Origin of the sequence: Sphingobacterium arenae (assembly GCF_014692505.1) — a bacterium.
In the GTDB taxonomy this organism is placed as follows: Bacteria; Bacteroidota; Bacteroidia; order Sphingobacteriales; family Sphingobacteriaceae; genus Sphingobacterium; species Sphingobacterium arenae.
Genome location: NZ_JACNYK010000007.1, coordinates 19,938 through 41,336, shown reverse-complemented (window position 1 = coordinate 41,336; position 21,399 = coordinate 19,938). Strand labels below are relative to the sequence as shown.

Here is a 21,399-nt window from a genome sequence, read left to right as displayed (position 1 = left end):
ATTTTACCTTTGACTTACAAAACTGCGTAAATGTCAGATTCACGCATAATTAAATACTCCTTACCTTCGTAAGTGATTTCTGTACCCGCATATTTGCCATATAAAACGTTATCGCCCACTTTAACAGTTAACGGCTCTTCTGGCTTACCCGCTCCCACCGCAACGATCGTACCTTGAGAAGGCTTCTCTTTTGCTGTGTCTGGAATGTAGATTCCTGATGCTGTTTTTTCTTCTGCGGGAGCTGCCTCTACGACAACTCTGTCTCCGATAGGTTTAATACTTAATGCCATAGTAATCTAGTTTATTTTTTATTTGATATTTGATTTTAAATTCTCTCTTCATCTCCATCACCAACTATGCCAAATGAAGAAACAAGGAAATTCTTGCCATTTTTTCCCCTACCCGTGTCATCCTGTCATATTAAACGAGACAGTATTTCAATAACTTTCAATTCGAACGTACGAGTCCCCATAGTAAGGAAATTGCCATGGAGGTTATTGACGATCTTTTAAACAGACACTTTCAGAAAAAAAGACCTTGCAGATAATCTACAAGGTCTTCCAATACCTATAAAATGGACATCTTAGTTTGCGCTATCAACAGGTGCAGTCGGTACAACCCCTTCCGTCAGCGGCGCTGTTTCCTGTTGGGTTGGATTTGGATTAAGGTTCAATGGAGAAGTCTGCGCTGGAGCGTCAATCTGATCGCCCAAACCACCCGCTCTTCCGCCTGCTGACGGCCCCAGAATGTTCATGGCTAAACAGAATACCATCAACGCGATTGCCAAGCCCCAAGTTCCTTTTTCCAAGAAATCACCTGTACGTTGTACGCCCATCAAGTTAGAGCTACCCGCAAACCCGGATGCCAAGCCTCCCCCTTTAGGGTTTTGAATTAATACAATAAATCCTAATAAAGCGCTCGCCAATATGATCAGGATAATTAAAAATGTTTGCATTATCTTATTTCGTTAATATAGTTTTTCTTCCAATTCCTTAATTCGGGTCGCAAAATACGATTTTTTTTCGGGAAACCTCAAAATTAATTTTTTAAAGACCTCTATCGCCTTTACATACATCGCTTGGTCAGCATAGATACTGGCAAGTGTTTCTGTCACTAAATCAAATTGTTCTTCTGAACTTTTTCTAGCTTTATTTTCTACATTTAGATGCTCCGGTTGGGGAGGCTGTATTTGCGGTTCGTCTCGAATGAACCGCTCTATTACTTCGGCCACTTTGCTTGTTTCATTCGAGGCGGTTTCACGCCCCTTAACTTCTTCACTCAGCTTATCTTCCGGGCTTTGCAAATGAATAATGTGTTCCCGGATCTGTTGGTCTAGGATAACGCGATCTAATTCCGCCGGATCGAACGACGATTTATTTGTTACCGGAAGTTGCGGACTCGCAAATGGTTGATAAGTATCCGCATGTTCTAGTCGGGTCTTATGCAGCCACCAACGGAAGCTATAGGGCATTAACTCGTCATTATAGAGACTGATATTTTCTTCGTTTATCTCTCCCTCACTACCCTCTTCTGTTTGATCAAGATCTTCCGGCTGCTCAAAATGTATGTCCTTAGCATGCACGGCAAAATAATCTCCGCCCCCTATTCCTTCTTGCACTAAGGTTTCTAAGACGTCATTATCTTCCTCATCTTCATTAGACTGCGTCTGTGATTCATCCTTCTCCTCGTCTGGCCATCGGCTCTTTTCTTTTAAACTTTCTTGTATGGAGGGTGTTTCCCGTCCTTCGGATGATGTCGCTATATCCTCATAGGGCACATAATCGTCATCCTCCACATCTACCATGGGCACCTCTTCCACCTGCAATTGAACATATTCCACCAACCAATTGGCATTATTTGACAAAAGAATCGCCTTATTTCCTAAAGGACTGTTTTGTTCCCCCTTCAAAAATTTACATCTTTCAAAGGCAAAATGTAGCGGTTGTGAATAGGGATATCGAGCAAGCAATTGTTCAAAATCTGTCAGGGTCATATCCTTTGGATTGACCAAAGCTTGGTGATATAAATGTATGAATGAGGCCCCTTGATTTCCCATAAATTTTACCAGTTAGCGAATGCTCGATTGTAAATATCTTCCGTCAGTAAATTAATAATTTCCTTTGTCAAGTTTTCTTCTTGGCTCTGTATTAAACCGGAAAACTCTCTAAATTGCGAAAAGGATTGTTCAAAATTACTTTCGCCCGTTTCATCCAAGCGGTTCGTATATTTAACCTTGACCGTAATTGTCAAACGGTTCAGGGCCGCACGGTCCGTATTCGCTTCTACAGCAGCAGGAGCAATGTCATATCCTGTTATAACCCCTTCAAACATCGCATCTGCTTCCCCGTTTACTTGACTTAACCTAGATTGGTTTCGGATACGCTCCTTCAATCCTTCGGTAAAGTTCTGACCGAGGGTTTGGTAAACCATCGGGGCAATATTTTCAAAATAAGCTACGTGCACGGTTTTCATATTTTCCGGAATGGATCCTCCCGTAAAGCCATATTTTACCCCACAGCCATTAAACAAGAAACATACGACGATAGCTAACAAAGGATATATTATATACCTATTCCATCTATCCATGGCATTTATCAATCTAAATTTAAATCCTTAATTTTTCTATACAACGTGCGTTCAGAGATACCCAATTCCCGTGCAGCAGCCTTACGTTTTCCTTTATGTTTCTTTAATGCTTTTTTGATTAGATCGGATTCCTTTTCTACTAAAGAAAGAGACTCCTCCACTTCTTCTGCATCCTGTGCATCATACGACATATAGTCATTATTCTTCGAAACTTGATTCGGATTATGTATCGTTAACGTGGGATGCGTTCCTTCCTCTCCTATATAGCCAGCAGAAGGCTTGACGTCATCATATAGCTGATTAATGTACGGTGAATTTTGTTCATAAGTACGTGGGTTTACACCTTCTTTGAGAAGTTCTACGACTAATTTTTTCAAATCTACCATATCTTTTTTCATGTCAAAAAGAACTTTATATAGTAGGTCTCGTTCTGAAAAATCTTCTTTTCCAGCATCTTTAACAAAGACAGGCAACGACGATACAGGTTGCACGATAGGCAAGTATTTAGATAATATCGTAGAATCGACAACACGCTCCTTTTCTAACACAGCAATTTGCTCTGCAATATTCTTTAACTGTCGTACATTTCCAGGCCAGCCGTAGTTCATCAGCATTTCTTGGGCATCGGGTGTCAATTGTACTCCTGGAGATCGGTATTTATCGGAAAAATCAACAATAAATTTTCTAAACAGGAGATTGATATCTTCTTTACGTTCCCGCAAAGAAGGAATCCGCAACGGGACGGTATTCAAACGGTAATATAAATCTTCTCTAAATTTACCTTTTTTTACGGCTTCGAATACATCGACATTGGTCGCTGCAACCACCCGCACATTTGCTTTTTGCACTTTCGAAGAGCCCACGCGAAGGTATTCTCCCGTCTCTAACACCCGCAACAACCTCGCTTGTGTACCCAAAGGAAGCTCACCTACTTCATCTAAAAAAATAGTGCCACCATCCACGACTTCAAAATATCCCTTCCGCGCCTCGTGTGCGCCCGTAAACGAACCTTTCTCATGGCCAAACAGTTCGGAATCTATCGTACCTTCCGGAATCGCGCCGCAGTTTACCGCTATAAAAGGACCATGTTTTCGCGCACTTAATTGATGGATGATATGCGAAAAAACCTCTTTACCTGCTCCACTTTCACCTTGTATCAACACCGATATATCGGTCGGTGCCACCTGCCAGGCTACATCAATTGCTCGATTTAGCAAGGGGGAATTTCCAATGATTCCAAATCTATTTTTAATATCCTGAATATCCATCTTTCTTCCCGATCTTTACGTTACAATCCTACCTATCAACGTTGCTGAGGTACAACGTTCAATCAATACATGAACATACTGCCCAGGTTTGACACGTTCGTCAACAGGAAAAACAACCATTGTATTTTGATCGTTCCGGCCACAATAATCTTGGTCCGAACGTTTTGAAAATCCTTCGACCAGTACTTTCTGCACATTGCCTACAAAATTTTGCAAACGATAAAGGCTGTGTTCTTGCTGCTTATTAACGACTTCGGTCAAGCGTCTCTTCTTCACCTCTTCCGGCACGTCATCTTCATAACGTTTAGCGGCCAATGTTCCCGGCCGCTCGGAATAAGCAAACATATAAGCAAAATCATATTTAACGTAGTCCATCATGGAAAGCGTTTCTTGATGTTCTTCTTCCGTTTCGGAACAGAAACCGGTAATAACATCAGTCGATATACCACATGTAGGAATAATACGACGGATGGCATTGACCCGATCCATATACCATTCCCGATCGTACGTACGGTTCATCAATTCCAATACTCTTGAATTCCCAGATTGCACCGGCAAGTGAATATATTTGCAAATATTCTCGTAGCGGGCCATGGTATACAATACTTCATCTGTAATGTCTTTCGGATGCGACGTAGAGAAGCGTACGCGAAGCTCCGGACTTACTTCCGCCACCATCGCCAAGAGCTGAGCAAAGTTCACCGTCGGTTCTGGTATTTCGCCTTCTCCTATTGGTTTTGTGTATTTATACGAGTCGACATTCTGACCTAATAAGGTCACTTCCCGATACCCCGCATGGAACAAATCTTGTGCTTCTTTCACAATGGAGTGGCAATCACGGCTTCTTTCTCGTCCACGCGTAAAAGGGACCACACAAAACGAGCACATGTTGTCGCATCCACGCATGATGGAAATAAATGCCGAAATACCATTGGAATTTAAACGTACCGGGCTAATATCTGCATACGTTTCTTCTCTGGACAATAATACATTAACCGCCTTGCTTCCGTCGTCAACCTTATCGATTAAATTGGGTAAATCCCGGTAAGCATCCGGCCCCACAACAACATCTACCAATTTTTCCTCTTCGAGAAATTTTGATTTCAAACGCTCCGCCATACACCCCAATACACCAACTATCATCCCCGGATTCTTCGCTTTGGCAGATTCAAACTCTTTCAACCTATTCCGCACGCGTTGTTCTGCATTTTCCCGGATAGAACAAGTATTTATAAATACAACATCGGCTTCCTTATAATCTCTGGTCGTTTCAAATCCGTTGTCCAATAAAATGGAGGCAACTATTTCGCTATCAGAGAAATTCATCTGACAACCATAGCTTTCGATATACAGCTTTCTTCCAGTAGATTGTCCGGTAGGGAGCATATCCAAAGCCTCACCTTGGCGAGACTCGTCGTGTGTTTTTGTCGTGTGTTGTAATTCGATCATAGCATCAACTAAAAGACTACAAAGTTACGAATAAAAACTCAAACCGATGACAGTTTGGCAGAGCTTGTAAAAAATTCCTTTATGGGCGTAATAGACAAAAAAGCACTATCCTCAATAGGATAGTGCTCTTATCGTACATACACTAAAAATTAGTATCTAATTTCCAGCTTCAGTTTGCGCTTCTTTAATCATGTCATCTCCTGCTACGATAACGATTTCCACACGGCGATTTTCAGCACGGCCTTCATTGGTATCGTTTGAAGCAATTGGCTCTGAATAGTTTTTGCCTTCGGTTTTTATCCGCGAGCCACTCAATCCCTGCGACACGGCATACGACCGCACGGAAGCAGCGCGCGACTCCGACACTTTTTGGTTTGCAGCTAACGTACCAACATTGTCTGTATGTCCAATAACCAAGATATTAGTTCCTGGCTCCTTGTTTAAGGTCTCGACCAGTTTCGAAATATTTGTTTTCGCGGCCGCCTTTAGGGTGGAGCTATTGAAGTCGAATAAAATACCCTCGTCAAATTTCACAATAATACCTTCATCGGCTTTGATAACTTCTGCTCCGGCTACGGTATTCTCTATTTCCTTCGCCTGTCTATCCATTTTTTTACCGATCAAACCGCCCGCTACACCGCCAATAGCAGCACCTGCAATCGCGCCTACTGCTGTATTACCAGCCTTTCCCCCAATCAATGCACCCAAACCAGCACCCGCCGCTGTTCCGATCGCAGCCCCTTTCGTTGTACTGCTGGCATTCTGTATAGTAGCGCAGCTAGCAAACAACATTGCTGAAGTGGCTACTGACAAGCCGTATACAGCTATTTTTCTGTTGAGTTTCATATGTAAAAATTTAATTTTAAATGGTCATATGGAATGTCTAGATTATCTTCGATGAGCTCGTTCTCTTCGCCCGATTATATTCATCGGTGTTTGTGTTTGACAATCATGGACATTTCATAATTAATTATTTTCTATGTTCACTTTATTACTTACTTTTTAAACAAAGTAAATGCCAAAATAGTCAATCTCGACATAATCTAAAGGAAAAACAAAAAGAATTACCGTTCTTGTGGCGGAATATCGAGCTTTGGTAGACGTTCAGAACGAGGGCGGCCATTTTTATCCCAAGAGTCGAACGACCGCTTCACATAATGCATAAAATCGTATTGTCCCCAATTTTTTACCATACTATAGGAAGGACGGTACATATCCATAAACGATTGGAGTTCATCACCCTCCAAATCAATCACTGAGCTTACCGTCGTTTTGTTAAAAACTCGATCTACCTGACTCTCTTCCAGCTCTCTATCCATCAAGTTTGCAAACCGTTTAGCATTTTTTGCGTCACGCCCAAACAAGTTATACAGCGCCGTTGCAGGGCTTCCTAAATAGGTACCGAGGGTATTCTTCCCACCATTGTATACGCCTTTCTTCCGGTAGTCATCCAACATATCCCGCATTTCGGCTTCTTTGCTCATCCTGCTCACCACAACGGTCTCGAGGGTTAAGCCGGCCTGCATCTCCATAAGGATGTCTTCGGTTGTCTGCAAAATCGTCTTTACCGGCCCGTAGCCTGTTTTTGTCAAATAAAGACTATCTCCCACAGATGCTTCAATAATAAATACACCAAACGTATTTGTTTGTACACGCTTTTTTGTACGCAGGTTGGTTACATTTACATCAGAAAGCCGTGCGCTTCCGCCCTTCTCCACCACCATGCCCGAAACACCGCTGGCTTGCTGCGCGTACACGCCTACTATCCCTGTGAATAAGAGCACGACACAACTCAAAAGCGCTCCGATATATTTGCTATTTATATACATTCATATAAATTTAGTAAATGTTTAGACTAACCAATGTTAAAAAGTTTTAAATCTAACCCAAAACTAACTATAGGGATAGAACACAAAGTTTGCTCCCTCTGGCACAATAACAAAGAGACACATATATTCATTGGTATTTTTGAAGTGTTTCGTAAAATAGTCTTTTCGATCTTCCTTGATAAGGCCGCGATCTATAAATTCCTCCAACGAGCTAACGTTAATAGTCCATTGTGTGTTCAGTTCATCCTTATTTAACAACAGTTCCCCGATACTGACCTCATGCTGGTGCGCTATAAAAATAGGGTACAATGTATATCCTTCCGCTATCATCTCTATAGCTACTTCTTTTATAGAATCACGGTAGAAATCCAAATCAATTTTCAAACTTTTCAGCGGGCTGTTGGCGGTGGGATCTTCCCCCGCCCCCATTCTTGCCATTAAATCTTCTATATCCATGTTTAATCAACTCTCCCTTTTCAATTTTAATAATACCACGTTTTCTACGTGCTGCGTATGTGGAAACATGTCCACAGGTTTAATACGCTCGACCTGGTATTTTTCCTGTAATAAAGCTAAATCGCGTGCCTGTGTTGCTGCATTGCAACTTACATACACTACTTTTTCTGCTTCCATTTCCAAGATACGGTTCACGACATCCGCATGCATTCCGGCGCGAGGGGGATCGGTGATCACCACATCAGGACGACCATGCTCACGTACAAAGTCCAATGTCAGCACATCTTTCATATCCCCCGCATAGAAACTAGTATTACCGATTCCATTTATCTGCGAATTGATTTTCGCATCTTCAATCGCGGAAGGCACATACTCGACACCTACAACTTTTTTCGCGTTACGAGCCACAAAATTGGCAATCGTTCCCGCTCCGGTATACAAATCGTATACCAATTCATTTCCTGTTAATCCCGCAAAATCGCGGGTTATCTTATACAGTTCATACGCTTGAGCAGAATTCGTTTGATAAAAAGACTTTGCGCCCACTTTAAACTTCAATCCCTCCATTTCTTCGTATATAAAGTCACGACCGCTAAAGGTATGGATATCTTGATCAAAGATAGTATCGTTACGCTTCTGGTTGATGATGTATAGTAGGGAGGCAAGTGTGGGGAACTGCGCGTTGATATAGTTCATCAATAAATCGACCTGCCCTTCTTCCGGATAGGCAAAAACGACAATCACCATCACTTCTCCCGTCGAAGAAGTACGAATTATCAGGTTACGCAAAATACCTTCATGTGCACGCAAATCATAAAAAGAGATTCCCTCTGCTAGGGCAAAAGACCTTACGGCATTTCGAATAGCGTTCGACGGGTCCTGTTGTAAAAAACAATGGTCTATATCTAAAATCTTGTCAAACCTTCCCGGCACGTGAAACCCCAGTGCGTTTAAATCATCTGGTTTTACTTCTTCGTCCACCGACGTCAACCACCGTTTATTGGAAAATGTAAATTCTAGCTTGTTTCGATAATATTCCGTTTCAGCCGACGCAAGAATAGGCTCAATAGAAGAGACATCCACCTTGCCCAAGCGCTTTAAAGCGTTCTCAACGTATTGCTGCTTGAACAACAACTGGGCAGGGTATTGCATATGTTGCCACTTGCATCCTCCACATACCCCGAAATGTGGGCAAAACGGGTCTACACGATATTTCGAGGTTTCCTTTAACGCCACTAAGCGTCCTTCCGCAAAATTTTTCTTCTTGCGGAGCAACTCTACATCAGCGACATCACCGGGCACGGCCTGCTCAATGAACAGCACCAAATCGTCGTGCTTAGCAACTCCTTTGCCTTCCTCCGCTATATCAATAATTTGGACATCGGATACAAACCGCTTGTCCTGTGGAATTCGTCTACCCATAATGGGGGCAAAAATACAGATTTTTTTTATGTTCTTTTCCCCGTGAAAAGAAGAAGAAAAACTACGACTCTAATAACGTCGCTTGCACAAGGTAAGGAAGAATTTCTTTTTGGAAAGAAATAAAATTTTTACGTACATCGGCATCCGTCACCGCGGTAAAAGCAAATGAAAAGACTATATTTTTACTGGATTTGATAAGAAAGGTCAATCTTTCTTCGGGTACGGTTAGTGCAATGGTTTCATTCTGTATAAAAGAACTGAGCAACAAGAACTCCAAGTCGTCGGAAAGCGTTTTTAAGTACTCTTGTGCATTGGCCGACTCCCGAATAAATTCCCATCCTACAAACTCATTACACACCGTGTATGTCACGCGACTTACCCGAAGAATGGTATTTGCCAGAAAAGTAGAAAGATCCTTTTCCCGAATATTTTTATTTAAGATATCCTCTACATTTTCCTGTATATAATCCATTAACACAGCATGCAGGATGAGTTCCTTACTGGCAAAATGTTTATAAAAAGTTGCTTTTGCTATACGCGCCTGTTTCGCCAGTTCATTTACACTAGTTTTGTTATAGCCATAACGTCTGAAAAGTTCGCGCGCCGACTTCTTTATTGATAATATGACCAGGTCAGACTCCATATATTCCTTGGGGGTTAAACAAGCTCGGTCTCAAACTGGGATAAGAAACGTACATCATTCTCCGAAAATAGACGTAAATCCCGAATTTCATATTTCAGATTCGTTATTCGTTCAATCCCCATTCCAAATGCAAAACCGGAATATATTTTACTATCGATACCACAGTTCTCCAACACATTTGGATCGACCATACCGCATCCTAAAATTTCCACCCAGCCAGATTGTTTGCAAAGCTGACAGCCTGCACCCTTACATATCGTACAGGAGATGTCCATTTCAGCAGAGGGTTCTGTAAAAGGGAAATATGATGGGCGGAAACGCACTTTTGTATCTTTACCGTATAGTTCCTGTACAAAATGAAACAAGGTTTGTTTTAAGTCCGCGAAAGAAACGTTTTCATCCACATACAGTCCTTCTACCTGATGAAAAAAACAGTGTGCTCGAGCAGATATCGCTTCATTTCTATAAACACGCCCCGGCATAATAGCGCGAAACGGTGGCTTTCCCATTTCCATCAAACGGACTTGGACAGAAGATGTGTGCGTGCGCAGAGCAATATCATTACCATCTTTCTTTTCCACAAAAAAAGTATCCTGCATATCCCGCGCAGGATGTTCAGGGGGAAAATTGAGTGCAGAGAAGTTATGCCAATCATCTTCTATTTCCGGTCCTTCGGTCACGATAAAACCTAGTTTTTTGAATATCTCTACGATTTCTTTTCGTACCAACGATAGGGGATGTCTGGATCCTAATTGAAAACCCTCCCCAGGGAGCGTTAAGTCGCCCTCCTCACGTTGCGTTTTCTTTTCTGTATCCGCAAACTGTTCCTGAGCATGACTATATGTTTGTTCAGCGAGTTGTTTAAACTCGTTTAAAATTTTACCCAACGTACGCTTTTCCTCCGCTGACACGGTTTTAAATTCTTCAAATAACGCTTTAACGATGCCTTTAGCAACTAAAAACTTTAAACGAAAATTCTCAACATCAACTACCGAGGCGGGAGTAAATCCCTTTATTTCCGCTGTAAACTGCTTAATTTTGTCCTGCAACATAGTGCCAAAGATACGGCAAAATATTAAAATATTACAAGGTACAATAGCAAATCCAGCGTACGAACGGGCTCATTTATTTGTGTAACGGCATTCAAAATCTAAAAAGGTAAGCCGTCTGTATCCTGGTTGTTTTCCGTAAAGTCGACCTCTTCCTCTTTTTCACTCTCATTTTTCTCGTCATCTGATGACGTCGTTTTTCCTGTTTGCCCAAAATCAGAAGGACGCCCCAATAATTTAAAGCTCTCACCAACAATCTCCGTAACATACCGACGTGTCCCCTCTTTATCTTCGTAATTTCGTGTTCGCAACCGCCCCTCTATATAGGCCAATTTCCCTTTTTGAAGATATTTAACCGCCATCTCTGCCAGATTACGCCACATGACAATATTGTGCCATTCGGTATGTTTCACGCGCACACCATCTTTGGTATACGTTTCAGAAGTTGCAAAAGGAAAACTGCAAACAGAGACATTATTATCTAAATAACGTACTTCGGGGTCCTTCCCCAAATGCCCGACTAAAATCACTTTGTTAACACTCGCCATACTTTATAATTTAGGGTTAAGAGCCTGATTAAATTTATTTTTTTTGTACCCATTCAAAAAAGCCTATAAAAACTTTATAATACAATCAAACAGGCTCCAAACAATCGTATTTCTTCTACACTATACACTCGATGGCTAGAAGAACACCTATGATTTCACTACAGTTGTTTGGCTGCGATAAGATCAACATTTTTTTCCAGAAAAGAGAATATAAGTTTATGTTTAGCTAATTTATCTATTTTTTCGCAATAATAATAATTCCAGCCTCTTTTTTTATTTTTTAACGTACCGGAATCGCCCACTACATAGAAACGTGCGTAAATGTTCTGATGGCTGAGTACATGCTTTACTTGTTTACCAACATACTCCAGCGCGGTGTCTTCCTCAAAGTATTGAACAAAATCAGCCTGTGCCATCAAGTCTGGTATCGACATATCTTCCATCGTTTCTATCATTGGAAACTCATATAGATTTGTCCACACGTCACCTTTCCCCCTCTTCGACATCAAAATCTGCTCGTCCTCCAGCACGATAAAGTAATGGAAATATCTATTGCGACTTCCCTTTCCTTTTAATTTTACGGGTAGTTTTTCCACCAATTTTTCTTGAAAGGCAACACATTCCATCCGAAAGATACAATCCTCGCATAGTGGATTCTTGGGTTTACAATGCAACGCGCCGAAATCCATAATGGCCTGATTATATATAGCCGGATTATGCTTATCCAACATCTCTTGGGCAATCTCAGCAAACATCTTTTTTCCTTGTGTAGCATTAATAGGTACGCTTATTCCCAAATAGCGCGCAAGTACCCTATACACATTTCCATCGACCACCGCCCTCGGCTCATTCGACGAAAAAGATGCAATAGCCGCCGCTGTGTATTCGCCCACGCCTGGGAGACAAATAACGTCCTTATAGGCGCGAGGAAATTTTCCACCAAAATCTTCCACCACCATTTTTGCTGCTTTATGCATATTCCGGGCACGCGAATAATACCCTAAACCTTGCCATAACCGCAAAATTTCATCTTCACTGGCTTCCGCAAGTTTTGTTACCATTGGAAATGCATCCAAAAAGCGATGAAAATAGGGTGTTCCCTGCTCCACTCTCGTTTGCTGCAGGATAATTTCCGAAAGCCATATAGTGTAGGCGTCATGCGTGGTCCTCCAAGGCAAATCACGCCCTTTCTCACGGTACCAATTCATTAGTGTTACAGCGAATGACATACACAAAGTTGCTTATTTTTTCTTTAAATTATTGCTTTTTTAGGCCATGAAGCTCGCATGAGCTGTTACATTTATTTTTTTCTAAATAGCGCCCTCTGCAGGTTCCTCGACAAAAAGAGTCTTAAAAAATGTTAAAAATTGTAAAATATTGACCTTACGTGGCATGATACGTTACCTTTGTGCTTTCGTATCATAAAAGTTTTTATTGTTGAGGCTCATGCTAAAGAAAAAAACCGCCGTGCTTTTCGTTGAACCGGATGGTACATCTACCAAAAGAATGCAAGTACCCACCTATGTCATAACGCACTGGAAAAAGGTCCTCGGCGCTGCTATTGCCCTTACTGTTATAACGGTTCTATCCGTGGTATATGTGGTAAAACAGCAGACAACCGAAAAATATATTAGGGTTTACGATCAAAAAATAAACAAGCTGAAAGCTGAAAACCGCCTATTGGAACTAGACGAGTTCAACAATCAGCTCACAACGGAAGAAATAAAGAAATCGTTTAGCTCTATTGATAGTACTATTGACCGCATCAACCAAAAGATGAAAAAGCGTGGGCTGAAAGAAATCAAGATGAATCCTAACATGGGAGGCCCAGTCGAAAAAGGAGAGGACGATCTGGTAGAACTTTCTATTTTTTACAAAAAGCAACTGGAAGACCTTGAATCCAAATTAGAAGGTTTGCCGCTAGGCAAGCCACATCATGGGCGAATCACATCGCCTTATGGGTACCGTCGGAATCCCTTCACAAATCGAGGTCGTGAAATGCATCAAGGCGTAGACTTGAAGGGAAGAACGGGAGACCCCGTTAAGTCTACAGCAAAGGGTAGAGTGACGTTTGCCGGTTGGAAAGGAGCTTACGGATATGTCGTCATGGTCAAACATAAGAATGGCTATGAAACGCGATACGCACACTTAACCCGTACGCGTGTTAAAAGAGGACAGGCTGTAGAAGCCGGAGATATTGTGGGTTTGCTCGGCAGCACTGGTCGCAGCACCGGACCTCACTTACATTATGAAGTTCTCTTAAACAACAGGAAACTCAATCCGTCCAAATATTTTTCGTTGTAATAACTTCTTCTTAACGCAACGAAGCTTGCATGAATTATTTCTGCTTATCTGCCCAACCAAATACCTTTGACAGCAAATCCGTTGAACGGGAACCGCCGAGATTGTTTCGGATTTTGAGTTCCTGATCAGCCACTTTGACAAAAAGTCCATCTATCGCTTTTTGGGTCACATAGGTGGTGAGGTTAGTTTCCACTTTACTGGATAACGGCAATCTATTGTAGGCCGAAGTGAGTTGTGTCCAATAGTCTGCAACGTTGTTTTCACCCATTGCCGATTCGATCACCGGCGTAAATCGTTGGCTCAATTCGGCTGTTGTGTTTGTTTTGAAATAGGATGTTGCAGCATCTTCCTGTCCGCTAAGCAAAATATTATACGCATCGTTGATGGTCATTTGGGACAAGGAGTTAACAAATACCTCTCCAGCTTCGTTCACTGCAGTTTCCGCTGCACGGTTCATACTCGTGATAAATTGATCACATAAAGAGCCCATACCCACAGCACGCAACGCCTTTTCTACCTTCTGCGCTTGCTCGGGCATCAAGATTTTCACAGCAGCATCCCCTAAATAGCCATCCTTTGCAGACAACATATGGATACTTGCCTGCAGTCCATTTCCCAGCGCCTGCTTGATAGCGCTGTTCGCTTCCAATTTAGTCACTTCTTGCCCTGCAGATTGTGAAGTGACATTCTTAGCGGACTTCACGGTATCGCTAGAGGTGGCGTCCATTCCGAAAATCCCCTTTAACCTGTTTCCTATTTGTGCTTCCGCATGAGAGCATGTTCCTAAAAAAATTCCTATTGCACAAAGTGCCATTAAATTTTTCTTCATATCCTATCTTGTTTATAACAGCAAAGCTATAAAAAAACCTATTTTGGCTCTTATACTACATGAGCTCACCAATGTAGCACACTAACTACAGGAAAATGATCGGAAGGAAATTTCCCCATATACGTATCTGTTAAAATTCCATATTTCCGTACGCTGAACGGCTTAGTAATAAAAATATGATCGATACGCTGTTTAGGCTTAAGGCCTTTTCCCCAGCCATTAAACGAGGAGTTCGGTTCGTATACTATTTTTGCCAATTCATGTGTATCCTGTACAATCCCACTTTTTGCAAGCGTGAAGTAGGCTTCGTTCGTTTCATCAACATTGAAGTCGCCCGTCAAGATAATGGGTAAATCTTTTGCTAGTTCTTTGGCCTTATCTAAAATAAGTTTCGCGCTTTCACGGCGTGCCTCTACCCCTACGTGATCAAAATGGGTATTCATAAAGATAAACTGCTTTCCATTTTGGTTATCTTCAAATACACCCCACGTACAAATCCTCGGCAACGCGGCGTCCCATCCCTTATTCGGTTGCTGCGTGTCTGTAGCCGAAAGCCAGAAAGTTCCCTGTTTTATGACTTTAAAGCGTGCTGTATTGTAGAAAATAGCTGAGTGTTCGCCTTTCTTTGCGCCGTCATCTCGTCCTACACCAATATATTCAAAACCCGGCAATTGACCCTTCATATCCTGTACCTGTTCGTAGAAACCTTCCTGGATACCAAAAATATCAAATTCATGAAATTGAATGAGGTTGGTCACGGCCTGCTTCCTATCATCCCACAAGTTCCCCACATCGGATGTTGTTTTCAAACGTATATTAAAAGAAGCTACTGTCAGCTGTTGTGCTGATAAAGTATAGGAAAAGACGAAAAGAAGCAACAGGGATATTGAAATCTTTTTCATAGGATATAAATATTATTATTTGAGATAAATGATATTGGCCACAGCACGTTCCCCCTCATGATCGAATAATTTATTATCCGACGGATGATTGACTACACCGTTTTCGGTAGCCCCTTTTATATACAATGTGGAGCTCCCCCCACCGTCCAAGTTCATCGCCTCCTTCGCTCCCAACCAGCGCAATACGCTGGAAAGTTCATGAAGGTTCATACCATGCGAAGCCTTATTCCTTCCGTCAACGACAAGTAGAAGCAACTTACCATCCCGTGTCAATGCAGCGGCAGTACGCGGGTGTCTGTTCTCGTTAAAAGCATTTTTGGCTAATGGATAAGAATCCCCGTTCACGACAAGCAACGGGCCGGAAAGCATGACGTTTGGATAACGCTCTGCCTCATAAAGCGTATCGACGGCAGCTTTAATTTTCATCTCTTGTTTTGAAAGTAAAAGCAGGGCATTCCCGCGGTCTGATTTTTTCCTGGTGGGGTTGACGACTTTATTATCTACCTGAATAAAATCAGTTGCCCCACCATTTTTCATATCAAAGAAACCACCGTTTACAGCCACCAATGCCTGATGTTCCGATGCCAATTGTGAAGTAGGCTTCAACTCAGAAGGCTCTGCAGCAAAATAAAGGTTCTTTCCATTCTTTTTAAGGTCGATTTCCACATAATTAATCTCCTGTTCGCTATCAAAGAGATTATTAAAATGTCCTTGTTTCCATACTACCCCTTTGTGCACTTTCGTTTTTTTCCAATCGTTGGTAACGATCGCCAAGGAATCCTGGTTCTCTTGTGCAAACGTAGTGGTAACAAAAAAGAAAATACTGACAAGAATACTTATTCTTAAGCGATACATCGAATATTATTTTTTTAGTACGGTGTTGAGCAATTCCGGTTCATCTGTCGTGATATAATCAATCTTTTGATCGATGAAATAATGCATATCATCTTCCCGATTCACCGTCCAAACATTGGTTTTAAGGCCTAACTTCTTCGCTTCTCCAATCCATTCGGGGTGTTTCTTATAAACAGACAAATGATAATCCAGTCCGGTCAGACCTGCCGCTTTTATTTCTGTTGGAGATTTGTCGCCATTGAGGTAGTGAACTTTTGCTTTCTTATCTAGTTCTCTAAGTTTCAGACACGCATCATAACTAAATGCAATATATTCTATTTGTTTTTCAGCTTTTAAACTCCTTACTAAAGCCACCGTTAGTTCCGCCGCTTTCAACGTTCTTTCTGTACCAAGTTTATTCGTTTTAAGTTCATAGATCAGTTTGGTGTTTTTTTGCTTCAATCCCTCTTTTAAGTATTCTTCCGCAGTGGGGATGTTTTCGCCGTTGGGGTGTTTCTTAGCAAGCAATTCCTGATAGGTTGATGTCGCTATGTCGATCCCGTAAAAATCTTGATCGTGGGTTACCACTAATACATCATCTTTTGTTAGATGTACATCAAACTCTGCTCCCCAAGCTTTTTGTTCTACCGCTTTATTCAAGGATGCAAGTGAGTTTTGAGGGACTTTCGTGTTTTTCCAAGATCCACGATGCGCGATCATTTCTGTCTGCGCGATAGCGCTCACATGCATGGCCGTTAATAAGGTAAAGATTACTAATGTTGCTTTCATATGTATATAATTATTTATAAGTGTAGGTATCATTTGTAAAAATGACTTCGTTACACTCGGTTTGTCTTTTAAAGGCCATATAAAATATCCACATTTATTATGCACGAATATACCCAATTCCCATTAACATAGTGTTAAATCACATTTCTCCGTTCCATTCGCCATAAAATTGTTGCAAAAAGGATTCCATAAAACGATGACGATGTTCAGCAATCTGTTTTGCTTTATTCGTATTCATCTTGTCCCGTAACAGCAATAATTTTTCGTAAAAATGGTTCATAGTGGGCGTCGTTGCATTTTTATATACTTCCTTACTTAATTGTTGTTGAGGAGGGATGTCCGGGTTGTATATTTCTCTATTTTTAAATCCTCCGTAATGGAAAGCCCGCGCAATACCAATTGCCCCAATAGCATCCAGACGATCCGCATCTTGCACGATCTCTAATTCTTTGGAATGGAAATCAACTTGCCCTAAAGACGCTTTGTATGACATATTGTATATAATCTGTTGGACATGCGCTATCCGATCGCTATCTAAACCATTGTCAAGTAGGAATTCGCCAGCAATGCGTGGGCCTATGTGCTCATCACCATCATGAAACTTGCTATCGGCAATATCATGCAGCAATGCGGTCAATTCGCAAACCAGCGCATCAGCTTCTTCGGTTTCCAAAATCAACTTCGTATTCTTCCATACACGCTGAATGTGCCACCAATCATGTCCCGCTTCGGCATTTTTCAGTTTTTCCTGTACGAATTCTGCCGTACGCTGTATGATATCCAGCTTAGTCATTATTCTGGTCTCGTCTGCGGATAAGTTTGTGTATTTTACGTTCGCTAGTGCGCTCGTCCGCTCTCCTTTCAGGATATATTTCTGGTGTTCTCTCCCGAATCTCCTGCGATGTAGCGACAGTACCCGGTCGTTCCTTCGATCCTTCATAAAGTTCGTACTGTAACAACCGACAATCTAGTTTGCCACTAAAAAACTCGAATCTACGAGAAGCCTGTAAGCCAATCTTTTTTGCCAGATCGAGATTTCCAGTAAAAATATAACCTCGATACCCTTTGCACTCCTGCTTCATAAAGTCGCCGATGCGTTTATAGGTTGCTTCCAATTTAGTATGTACACCTAGACGCTCACCGTATTCCGGATTAAACATAATGATGCCTTTCTCGTCTGGGACAGTCGTTTTTGCAAAATCCCCTACTTCAAACGTGATCAGATGCTCCACACCTGCGGTCTTCGCATTCGATTTTGCAATTTCTATGGCCACATCGGATATATCGGATGCAACAATCTGAGGAAGGTTCGTTTTGTCCGTCAACTCTTTCAGGCGACGACGTTCTTCAAAAAATACCGCCTCATCGTAACCTATAAAATGCATGAAAGCATAATTCATCCGTTGCAAACCGGGCATCCGCTTTTGTGCCATCAGGGCGGCTTCAATAGCCAAGGTTCCCGAACCACACATCGGGTTGATAAAGGGTGATTTACCATCCCATTGTGTAGCCATAATAGTCGCTGTGGCCAATGCTTCCAGCATGGGTGCTTTACCTGGGTGCTTTCGATAGCCATGCTTGGCGAGTGTTTCGCCGGATGTATCTAAGAAGATTTCTGCTCTGTCGTCTATCCAATGCAGATGAATAACCGCCCGGTTTAATTCTGGCCCGGTATTGGGTCGCACACCTTTCTTATCTTTAATACGGTCGACAATCGCATCTTTTACTTTGACATTTGCAAATAGGGGTGTCGTAATGGTCTCATTGTGCACATTCGATGTAACAGAGAAATATCCATCAAACGGTAGCAGCTCTTCCCACGCAATAGCGACTAGCTCTTTGTAAAGTTCGTCGGCATTTCGGGCACGAAATGATTTTATTTCATAAAGGACTTGACTCGCTATTCGCAAATTTAGGTTTAACCGAACACATTCATTTACAGAAGCGTTAATCTCCACACCTGTATTAAAGGCGCGGACAATCTCAAAGTCTAATGCTTCCACTTCTTGCGCCAAATAAGGCGACAAGCGTCGATTACATGTAATAACAACTTTATTAGGTGTGTTGAAAACTTCCATCATCTTTTTGCAAAGTTACTATTCTGCTTAGCAAAAAATGCTTAATTTTACAGTTTAATACGTTTTTGATATGGAAATAAGAGGAAAAGTTCATGAGATAGGTGCTACGCAACAGGTTACCGAATCTTTCAAGAAAAGAGATTTGATCGTTGCTTACGCAGAAAACCCACAATTTGTAGAATACATTCGCTTTGAGGCAACGCAAGACCGCGTCTCTATATTTGATAACTTGGCCGTTGGCGACGATATAGAAGTTTCTTTTAACCTACGTGGCCGTCCGTGGACAAATAAAGAAGGGGTTACAACGTATTTCAACTCCTTGGTTGCGTGGAGAGTAACAAAGCTTGCCAATACACCACAACAGGCTCAAGCACCCGGTCAAATGGATATGCCTCCTGTCGACATATCGTCTTCGGGAGCAGATGATGACGATTTACCTTTTTAATATAAAATAACACTTATAATTAATTAAAGTGGCAACGCTCCAAGAACTAGAGTCTTGGAGCGTTTGCCTTTATAGGGTTCTAATATTTTGTCTATATAAAAAAAAGTTCGTAACTTTCTATCGTTAAAATAGTTATCATTTTGTTGGACGAATAATATAGAAAGATGATGATTTCGAAAGTTATTGGTTTCATAACGCTGTTGTTTATATTTCCTGCTGCGGAAAAAGACGGCCGATTCGATCAGATCGATAAATTTTTCAATGGGAAATGGTTTGCCGAGAAGACCACTGATTCCCCATTGGAAAGTATGGATTTTTTAGGTGCTAACTGTATTACATTTACTTTTCGCGGCGCTCCGGATTTCCAAAAAATTCTTAAAAAATATGAATATGCCAGCCTTGATAATTATCCTCAAAATATCTCGTTGAATGTATATACAAAAGATTTAGTCTCGGAAAAGAAACTACATGAAAGCCGTCTTCACATTGAAATCATCGATAAAAACACCATCAAGATTACCAGTAACGTCGGACAAGTCAATACGCTGAAAAGAAAGCCAAGAAACGCGAACGATATACACATTAGGTAGTAATAATAGCACCCCCCTCTTTAACCTTTTGGGTCGCCTCCGGATGTTTGAGGTATGTAGAAATACATCCTTAGCACGATGCCATCCTCTCAAATATCCGCAGCGACGATTTTTTCCGTACTTTTTTCTAAAAAAAGTACAACAAAAAATTACTCTGGAAACACAATCTCAATATGTCCTTCTTTTCCTTGCCACTTGGGTCCTTTTTGTAAGATCTGTAAAATCTCTCTATGGATTTGATGACGCTTGGCTATTTGTGGTTGTATATCGTACGGAAGCCCGTCTTGCCCCACTTTAAAACGAACCTCTAAACGTTTTTCCATGTTTACCCCCGAATAATGTTCCGAAACAAATGCAGAAAATGCTTCCCAGCCACCTACCGGCTGCGCATCACCGTCAGGCAATGCATGCACAACCGCCTGTGTAAGAACATCATCCATCAGCTCTACTTCGGTCACGTTAGTGTGCTGTCGGTTAGGGAGATAGCGAATCAACAAGAGTGTACACACCGCGATAAACATCACCGCAGCTACCATCCCTATGGCCAAACGCTGCCAGCTAAAATAGAATCGATTTTTGCGTTGGGTATGTTCTGCTATACGCCTTTCGAGCCGTTGTTGCAATAGGCTTAATGATTTCACGTCAACTCCTTGCTGCATCTTATAGCCATCAATTGCATCCTGCAAGAATGGATCTTCCAACGCCTCCCGCTCTAACGCGTGCATTTCTTCCCGGCTCATTAAGCCGTGGATATAGTTATGTATTCTAGACAGTTGATAGTTATTTTCCATTTTTCCCGCTCTCCATACAAATTTTCAAGTTTCTTTTCCCATTTTGAATATAGCTCTTGACCTTATTCAAATCGTATCCAGTCTCTTCTGCAATATCCTTGTAGCATTTTTGATCCAGATAGAACAGGCGTACGCAAACTGCCTGCTCAGGGGAAAGAGACGCCAGACAGTCGTGTACTTTATCGAAATCAGCTTCCGTCCATTTCGTTTCCTCTTCGGTTACGAGCTTCTGTTCACTTTCAGGCATGTTTTCTTCGATATCCACATGCATTTTGCCTTTCTGCTTTCGAAGTTCCATCAAGCAATAATTTCGGGCAAACACATATAACCAGCTTTTGAAATTATCTACTTCATGTATACGAAGCTTGTGTACGAGTTGCTCAAAGATCTGCATAACTGCATCTTGACTCGCTGTCTGTTCCTGAAAGTACTTAAAACATACACCGTATAACAAAGACATATAGGGTGTATATAGTTTCCCCAATACGTGCAAATCGCCCGTCTGCTTATAATATACGAGTTGTTCTTTTTCGTCCATACGCCATTACCCAATTAGAGGATGCGGAAAGATAGTAAATTCCATAAGA

At 41.6% G+C, this 21,399-nt stretch carries 25 protein-coding genes; 3 read left to right on the top strand and 22 right to left on the bottom strand.

The genetic code is table 11. The annotated features are described in order from the left end of the window. Positions 1 to 14 precede the first annotated feature (14 nt). From H8B17_RS18280 to mutY, 14 genes are all read right to left on the bottom strand, one after another. Positions 15 to 290 carry a co-chaperone GroES gene (locus tag H8B17_RS18280; RefSeq protein ID WP_190310684.1) on the bottom strand — a complete coding sequence of 92 codons (276 nt, stop codon included), beginning with the start codon at positions 288 to 290 and terminating at the stop codon, positions 15 to 17. Positions 291 to 583: 293 nt separating this feature from the next. Beyond that, positions 584 to 955 (bottom strand): preprotein translocase subunit SecG, encoded by a 372-nt coding sequence (gene secG / locus H8B17_RS18275; RefSeq protein ID WP_190310683.1) that lies wholly within the window; start codon positions 953 to 955, stop codon positions 584 to 586. A gap of 12 nt (positions 956 to 967) precedes the next feature. Beyond that, entirely contained in the window at positions 968 to 2,056 is a 1,089-nt protein-coding gene (locus H8B17_RS18270; protein ID WP_190310682.1) for a hypothetical protein, read from the bottom strand. A gap of 5 nt (positions 2,057 to 2,061) precedes the next feature. Beyond that, positions 2,062 to 2,586: an LptE family protein gene (locus tag H8B17_RS18265; protein WP_190310681.1), complete on the bottom strand. Its 525-nt coding sequence runs from the start codon at positions 2,584 to 2,586 to the stop codon at positions 2,062 to 2,064. 8 nt (positions 2,587 to 2,594) lie between these two features. Beyond that, positions 2,595 to 3,854 (bottom strand): sigma-54-dependent transcriptional regulator, encoded by a 1,260-nt coding sequence (locus H8B17_RS18260; RefSeq protein ID WP_190310680.1) that lies wholly within the window; start codon positions 3,852 to 3,854, stop codon positions 2,595 to 2,597. Positions 3,855 to 3,869: 15 nt separating this feature from the next. Beyond that, a complete protein-coding gene (gene miaB, locus H8B17_RS18255; protein WP_190310679.1) occupies positions 3,870 to 5,303 on the bottom strand; it encodes a tRNA (N6-isopentenyl adenosine(37)-C2)-methylthiotransferase MiaB in 1,434 nt (477 codons plus the stop codon). A gap of 156 nt (positions 5,304 to 5,459) precedes the next feature. After that, positions 5,460 to 6,149, bottom strand: coding sequence for an OmpA family protein (locus H8B17_RS18250; protein WP_190310678.1), 690 nt, complete (start codon positions 6,147 to 6,149; stop codon positions 5,460 to 5,462). A gap of 218 nt (positions 6,150 to 6,367) precedes the next feature. Beyond that, complete coding sequence (locus tag H8B17_RS18245) at positions 6,368 to 7,132, bottom strand: hypothetical protein (protein ID WP_190310677.1); 765 nt, start codon at positions 7,130 to 7,132, stop codon at positions 6,368 to 6,370. Positions 7,133 to 7,195: 63 nt separating this feature from the next. Next, positions 7,196 to 7,588 carry a hypothetical protein gene (locus H8B17_RS18240; RefSeq protein WP_190310676.1) on the bottom strand — a complete coding sequence of 131 codons (393 nt, stop codon included), beginning with the start codon at positions 7,586 to 7,588 and terminating at the stop codon, positions 7,196 to 7,198. Between the two features lie 6 nt (positions 7,589 to 7,594). Continuing rightward, the gene (gene rlmD, locus H8B17_RS18235) at positions 7,595 to 9,010 is read right to left on the bottom strand and encodes a 23S rRNA (uracil(1939)-C(5))-methyltransferase RlmD (RefSeq protein ID WP_190310675.1); all 1,416 of its coding nucleotides are present in this window, start codon (positions 9,008 to 9,010) and stop codon (positions 7,595 to 7,597) included. 61 nt (positions 9,011 to 9,071) lie between these two features. Further along, complete coding sequence (locus H8B17_RS18230; protein ID WP_190310674.1) at positions 9,072 to 9,653, bottom strand: TetR/AcrR family transcriptional regulator; 582 nt, start codon at positions 9,651 to 9,653, stop codon at positions 9,072 to 9,074. 14 nt (positions 9,654 to 9,667) lie between these two features. Continuing rightward, positions 9,668 to 10,705, bottom strand: coding sequence for a phenylalanine--tRNA ligase subunit alpha (gene pheS, locus H8B17_RS18225; protein WP_190310673.1), 1,038 nt, complete (start codon positions 10,703 to 10,705; stop codon positions 9,668 to 9,670). 98 nt (positions 10,706 to 10,803) lie between these two features. Next, entirely contained in the window at positions 10,804 to 11,250 is a 447-nt protein-coding gene (locus H8B17_RS18220) for a single-stranded DNA-binding protein (protein WP_190310672.1), read from the bottom strand. A gap of 158 nt (positions 11,251 to 11,408) precedes the next feature. Further along, positions 11,409 to 12,479 (bottom strand): A/G-specific adenine glycosylase, encoded by a 1,071-nt coding sequence (gene mutY, locus H8B17_RS18215; protein WP_190310671.1) that lies wholly within the window; start codon positions 12,477 to 12,479, stop codon positions 11,409 to 11,411. A 217-nt stretch (positions 12,480 to 12,696) separates the two neighbouring features. On the opposite strand from mutY, the gene H8B17_RS18210 reads away from it, so the two are divergent. Then, positions 12,697 to 13,554, top strand: a complete 858-nt coding sequence (locus tag H8B17_RS18210; protein ID WP_190310670.1) for a M23 family metallopeptidase — start codon at positions 12,697 to 12,699, stop codon at positions 13,552 to 13,554. A 34-nt stretch (positions 13,555 to 13,588) separates the two neighbouring features. On the opposite strand, the gene H8B17_RS18205 is transcribed toward H8B17_RS18210, so the two are convergent. The 6 genes from H8B17_RS18205 to H8B17_RS18180 form a co-directional block, all read right to left on the bottom strand. After that, complete coding sequence (locus tag H8B17_RS18205; protein ID WP_223816667.1) at positions 13,589 to 14,383, bottom strand: DUF4197 domain-containing protein; 795 nt, start codon at positions 14,381 to 14,383, stop codon at positions 13,589 to 13,591. A 65-nt stretch (positions 14,384 to 14,448) separates the two neighbouring features. Next, complete coding sequence (locus H8B17_RS18200; RefSeq protein ID WP_190310669.1) at positions 14,449 to 15,285, bottom strand: endonuclease/exonuclease/phosphatase family protein; 837 nt, start codon at positions 15,283 to 15,285, stop codon at positions 14,449 to 14,451. A 15-nt stretch (positions 15,286 to 15,300) separates the two neighbouring features. Further along, complete coding sequence (locus tag H8B17_RS18195; RefSeq protein ID WP_190310668.1) at positions 15,301 to 16,140, bottom strand: phosphodiester glycosidase family protein; 840 nt, start codon at positions 16,138 to 16,140, stop codon at positions 15,301 to 15,303. Positions 16,141 to 16,146: 6 nt separating this feature from the next. Continuing rightward, positions 16,147 to 16,908, bottom strand: a complete 762-nt coding sequence (locus tag H8B17_RS18190; RefSeq protein ID WP_190310667.1) for a glycerophosphodiester phosphodiesterase family protein — start codon at positions 16,906 to 16,908, stop codon at positions 16,147 to 16,149. Between the two features lie 139 nt (positions 16,909 to 17,047). Next, the gene (locus tag H8B17_RS18185; protein WP_190310666.1) at positions 17,048 to 17,701 is read right to left on the bottom strand and encodes an HD domain-containing protein; all 654 of its coding nucleotides are present in this window, start codon (positions 17,699 to 17,701) and stop codon (positions 17,048 to 17,050) included. Then, a complete protein-coding gene (locus H8B17_RS18180; protein ID WP_190310861.1) occupies positions 17,694 to 18,986 on the bottom strand; it encodes a THUMP domain-containing class I SAM-dependent RNA methyltransferase in 1,293 nt (430 codons plus the stop codon). Before H8B17_RS18180 ends, H8B17_RS18185 begins: the two co-directional genes overlap by 8 nt. 70 nt (positions 18,987 to 19,056) lie before the next feature. Here H8B17_RS18180 and H8B17_RS18175 point away from each other — a divergent pair, with 70 nt between their 5' ends. Continuing rightward, positions 19,057 to 19,431, top strand: coding sequence for a DUF3127 domain-containing protein (locus H8B17_RS18175; RefSeq protein WP_190310665.1), 375 nt, complete (start codon positions 19,057 to 19,059; stop codon positions 19,429 to 19,431). Between the two features lie 164 nt (positions 19,432 to 19,595). Beyond that, positions 19,596 to 20,021 carry a hypothetical protein gene (locus tag H8B17_RS18170; RefSeq protein WP_190310664.1) on the top strand — a complete coding sequence of 142 codons (426 nt, stop codon included), beginning with the start codon at positions 19,596 to 19,598 and terminating at the stop codon, positions 20,019 to 20,021. A gap of 149 nt (positions 20,022 to 20,170) precedes the next feature. On the opposite strand, the gene H8B17_RS18165 is transcribed toward H8B17_RS18170, so the two are convergent. Together H8B17_RS18165 and H8B17_RS18160 are read right to left on the bottom strand one after the other, a co-directional pair. After that, the gene (locus H8B17_RS18165) at positions 20,171 to 20,812 is read right to left on the bottom strand and encodes a hypothetical protein (protein ID WP_190310663.1); all 642 of its coding nucleotides are present in this window, start codon (positions 20,810 to 20,812) and stop codon (positions 20,171 to 20,173) included. Continuing rightward, positions 20,802 to 21,350, bottom strand: coding sequence for an RNA polymerase sigma factor (locus H8B17_RS18160; protein WP_190310662.1), 549 nt, complete (start codon positions 21,348 to 21,350; stop codon positions 20,802 to 20,804). The genes H8B17_RS18165 and H8B17_RS18160 overlap by 11 nt, the downstream gene beginning before the upstream one ends. Positions 21,351 to 21,399: the final 49 nt, after the last annotated feature.

Bases quoted from the DNA above. Each gene is read 5' to 3' on its own strand.
- H8B17_RS18220 (WP_190310672.1), bottom strand. From the start codon at position 11,250: ATGGCGAGTGTTAACAAAGTGATTTTAGTCGGGCATTTGGGGAAGGAC.
- miaB (WP_190310679.1), bottom strand. From the start codon at position 5,303: ATGATCGAATTACAACACACGACAAAAACACACGACGAGTCTCGCCAA.
- H8B17_RS18270 (WP_190310682.1), bottom strand. From the start codon at position 2,056: ATGGGAAATCAAGGGGCCTCATTCATACATTTATATCACCAAGCTTTG.
- pheS (WP_190310673.1), bottom strand. From the start codon at position 10,705: ATGTTGCAGGACAAAATTAAGCAGTTTACAGCGGAAATAAAGGGATTT.
- H8B17_RS18230 (WP_190310674.1), bottom strand. From the start codon at position 9,653: ATGGAGTCTGACCTGGTCATATTATCAATAAAGAAGTCGGCGCGCGAA.
- H8B17_RS18245 (WP_190310677.1), bottom strand. From the start codon at position 7,132: ATGTATATAAATAGCAAATATATCGGAGCGCTTTTGAGTTGTGTCGTG.
- H8B17_RS18265 (WP_190310681.1), bottom strand. From the start codon at position 2,586: ATGGATAGATGGAATAGGTATATAATATATCCTTTGTTAGCTATCGTC.
- H8B17_RS18170 (WP_190310664.1), top strand. From the start codon at position 19,596: ATGATGATTTCGAAAGTTATTGGTTTCATAACGCTGTTGTTTATATTT.
- H8B17_RS18180 (WP_190310861.1), bottom strand. From the start codon at position 18,986: ATGGAAGTTTTCAACACACCTAATAAAGTTGTTATTACATGTAATCGA.
- H8B17_RS18200 (WP_190310669.1), bottom strand. From the start codon at position 15,285: ATGAAAAAGATTTCAATATCCCTGTTGCTTCTTTTCGTCTTTTCCTAT.
- H8B17_RS18250 (WP_190310678.1), bottom strand. From the start codon at position 6,149: ATGAAACTCAACAGAAAAATAGCTGTATACGGCTTGTCAGTAGCCACT.
- H8B17_RS18205 (WP_223816667.1), bottom strand. From the start codon at position 14,383: ATGAAGAAAAATTTAATGGCACTTTGTGCAATAGGAATTTTTTTAGGA.
- H8B17_RS18165 (WP_190310663.1), bottom strand. From the start codon at position 20,812: ATGGAAAATAACTATCAACTGTCTAGAATACATAACTATATCCACGGC.
- H8B17_RS18280 (WP_190310684.1), bottom strand. From the start codon at position 290: ATGGCATTAAGTATTAAACCTATCGGAGACAGAGTTGTCGTAGAGGCA.
- H8B17_RS18260 (WP_190310680.1), bottom strand. From the start codon at position 3,854: ATGGATATTCAGGATATTAAAAATAGATTTGGAATCATTGGAAATTCC.
- rlmD (WP_190310675.1), bottom strand. From the start codon at position 9,010: ATGGGTAGACGAATTCCACAGGACAAGCGGTTTGTATCCGATGTCCAA.
- H8B17_RS18240 (WP_190310676.1), bottom strand. From the start codon at position 7,588: ATGGATATAGAAGATTTAATGGCAAGAATGGGGGCGGGGGAAGATCCC.
- H8B17_RS18160 (WP_190310662.1), bottom strand. From the start codon at position 21,350: ATGGACGAAAAAGAACAACTCGTATATTATAAGCAGACGGGCGATTTG.
- H8B17_RS18175 (WP_190310665.1), top strand. From the start codon at position 19,057: ATGGAAATAAGAGGAAAAGTTCATGAGATAGGTGCTACGCAACAGGTT.
- mutY (WP_190310671.1), bottom strand. From the start codon at position 12,479: ATGTCATTCGCTGTAACACTAATGAATTGGTACCGTGAGAAAGGGCGT.
- secG (WP_190310683.1), bottom strand. From the start codon at position 955: ATGCAAACATTTTTAATTATCCTGATCATATTGGCGAGCGCTTTATTA.
- H8B17_RS18210 (WP_190310670.1), top strand. From the start codon at position 12,697: ATGCTAAAGAAAAAAACCGCCGTGCTTTTCGTTGAACCGGATGGTACA.
- H8B17_RS18195 (WP_190310668.1), bottom strand. From the start codon at position 16,140: ATGTATCGCTTAAGAATAAGTATTCTTGTCAGTATTTTCTTTTTTGTT.
- H8B17_RS18185 (WP_190310666.1), bottom strand. From the start codon at position 17,701: ATGACTAAGCTGGATATCATACAGCGTACGGCAGAATTCGTACAGGAA.
- H8B17_RS18190 (WP_190310667.1), bottom strand. From the start codon at position 16,908: ATGAAAGCAACATTAGTAATCTTTACCTTATTAACGGCCATGCATGTG.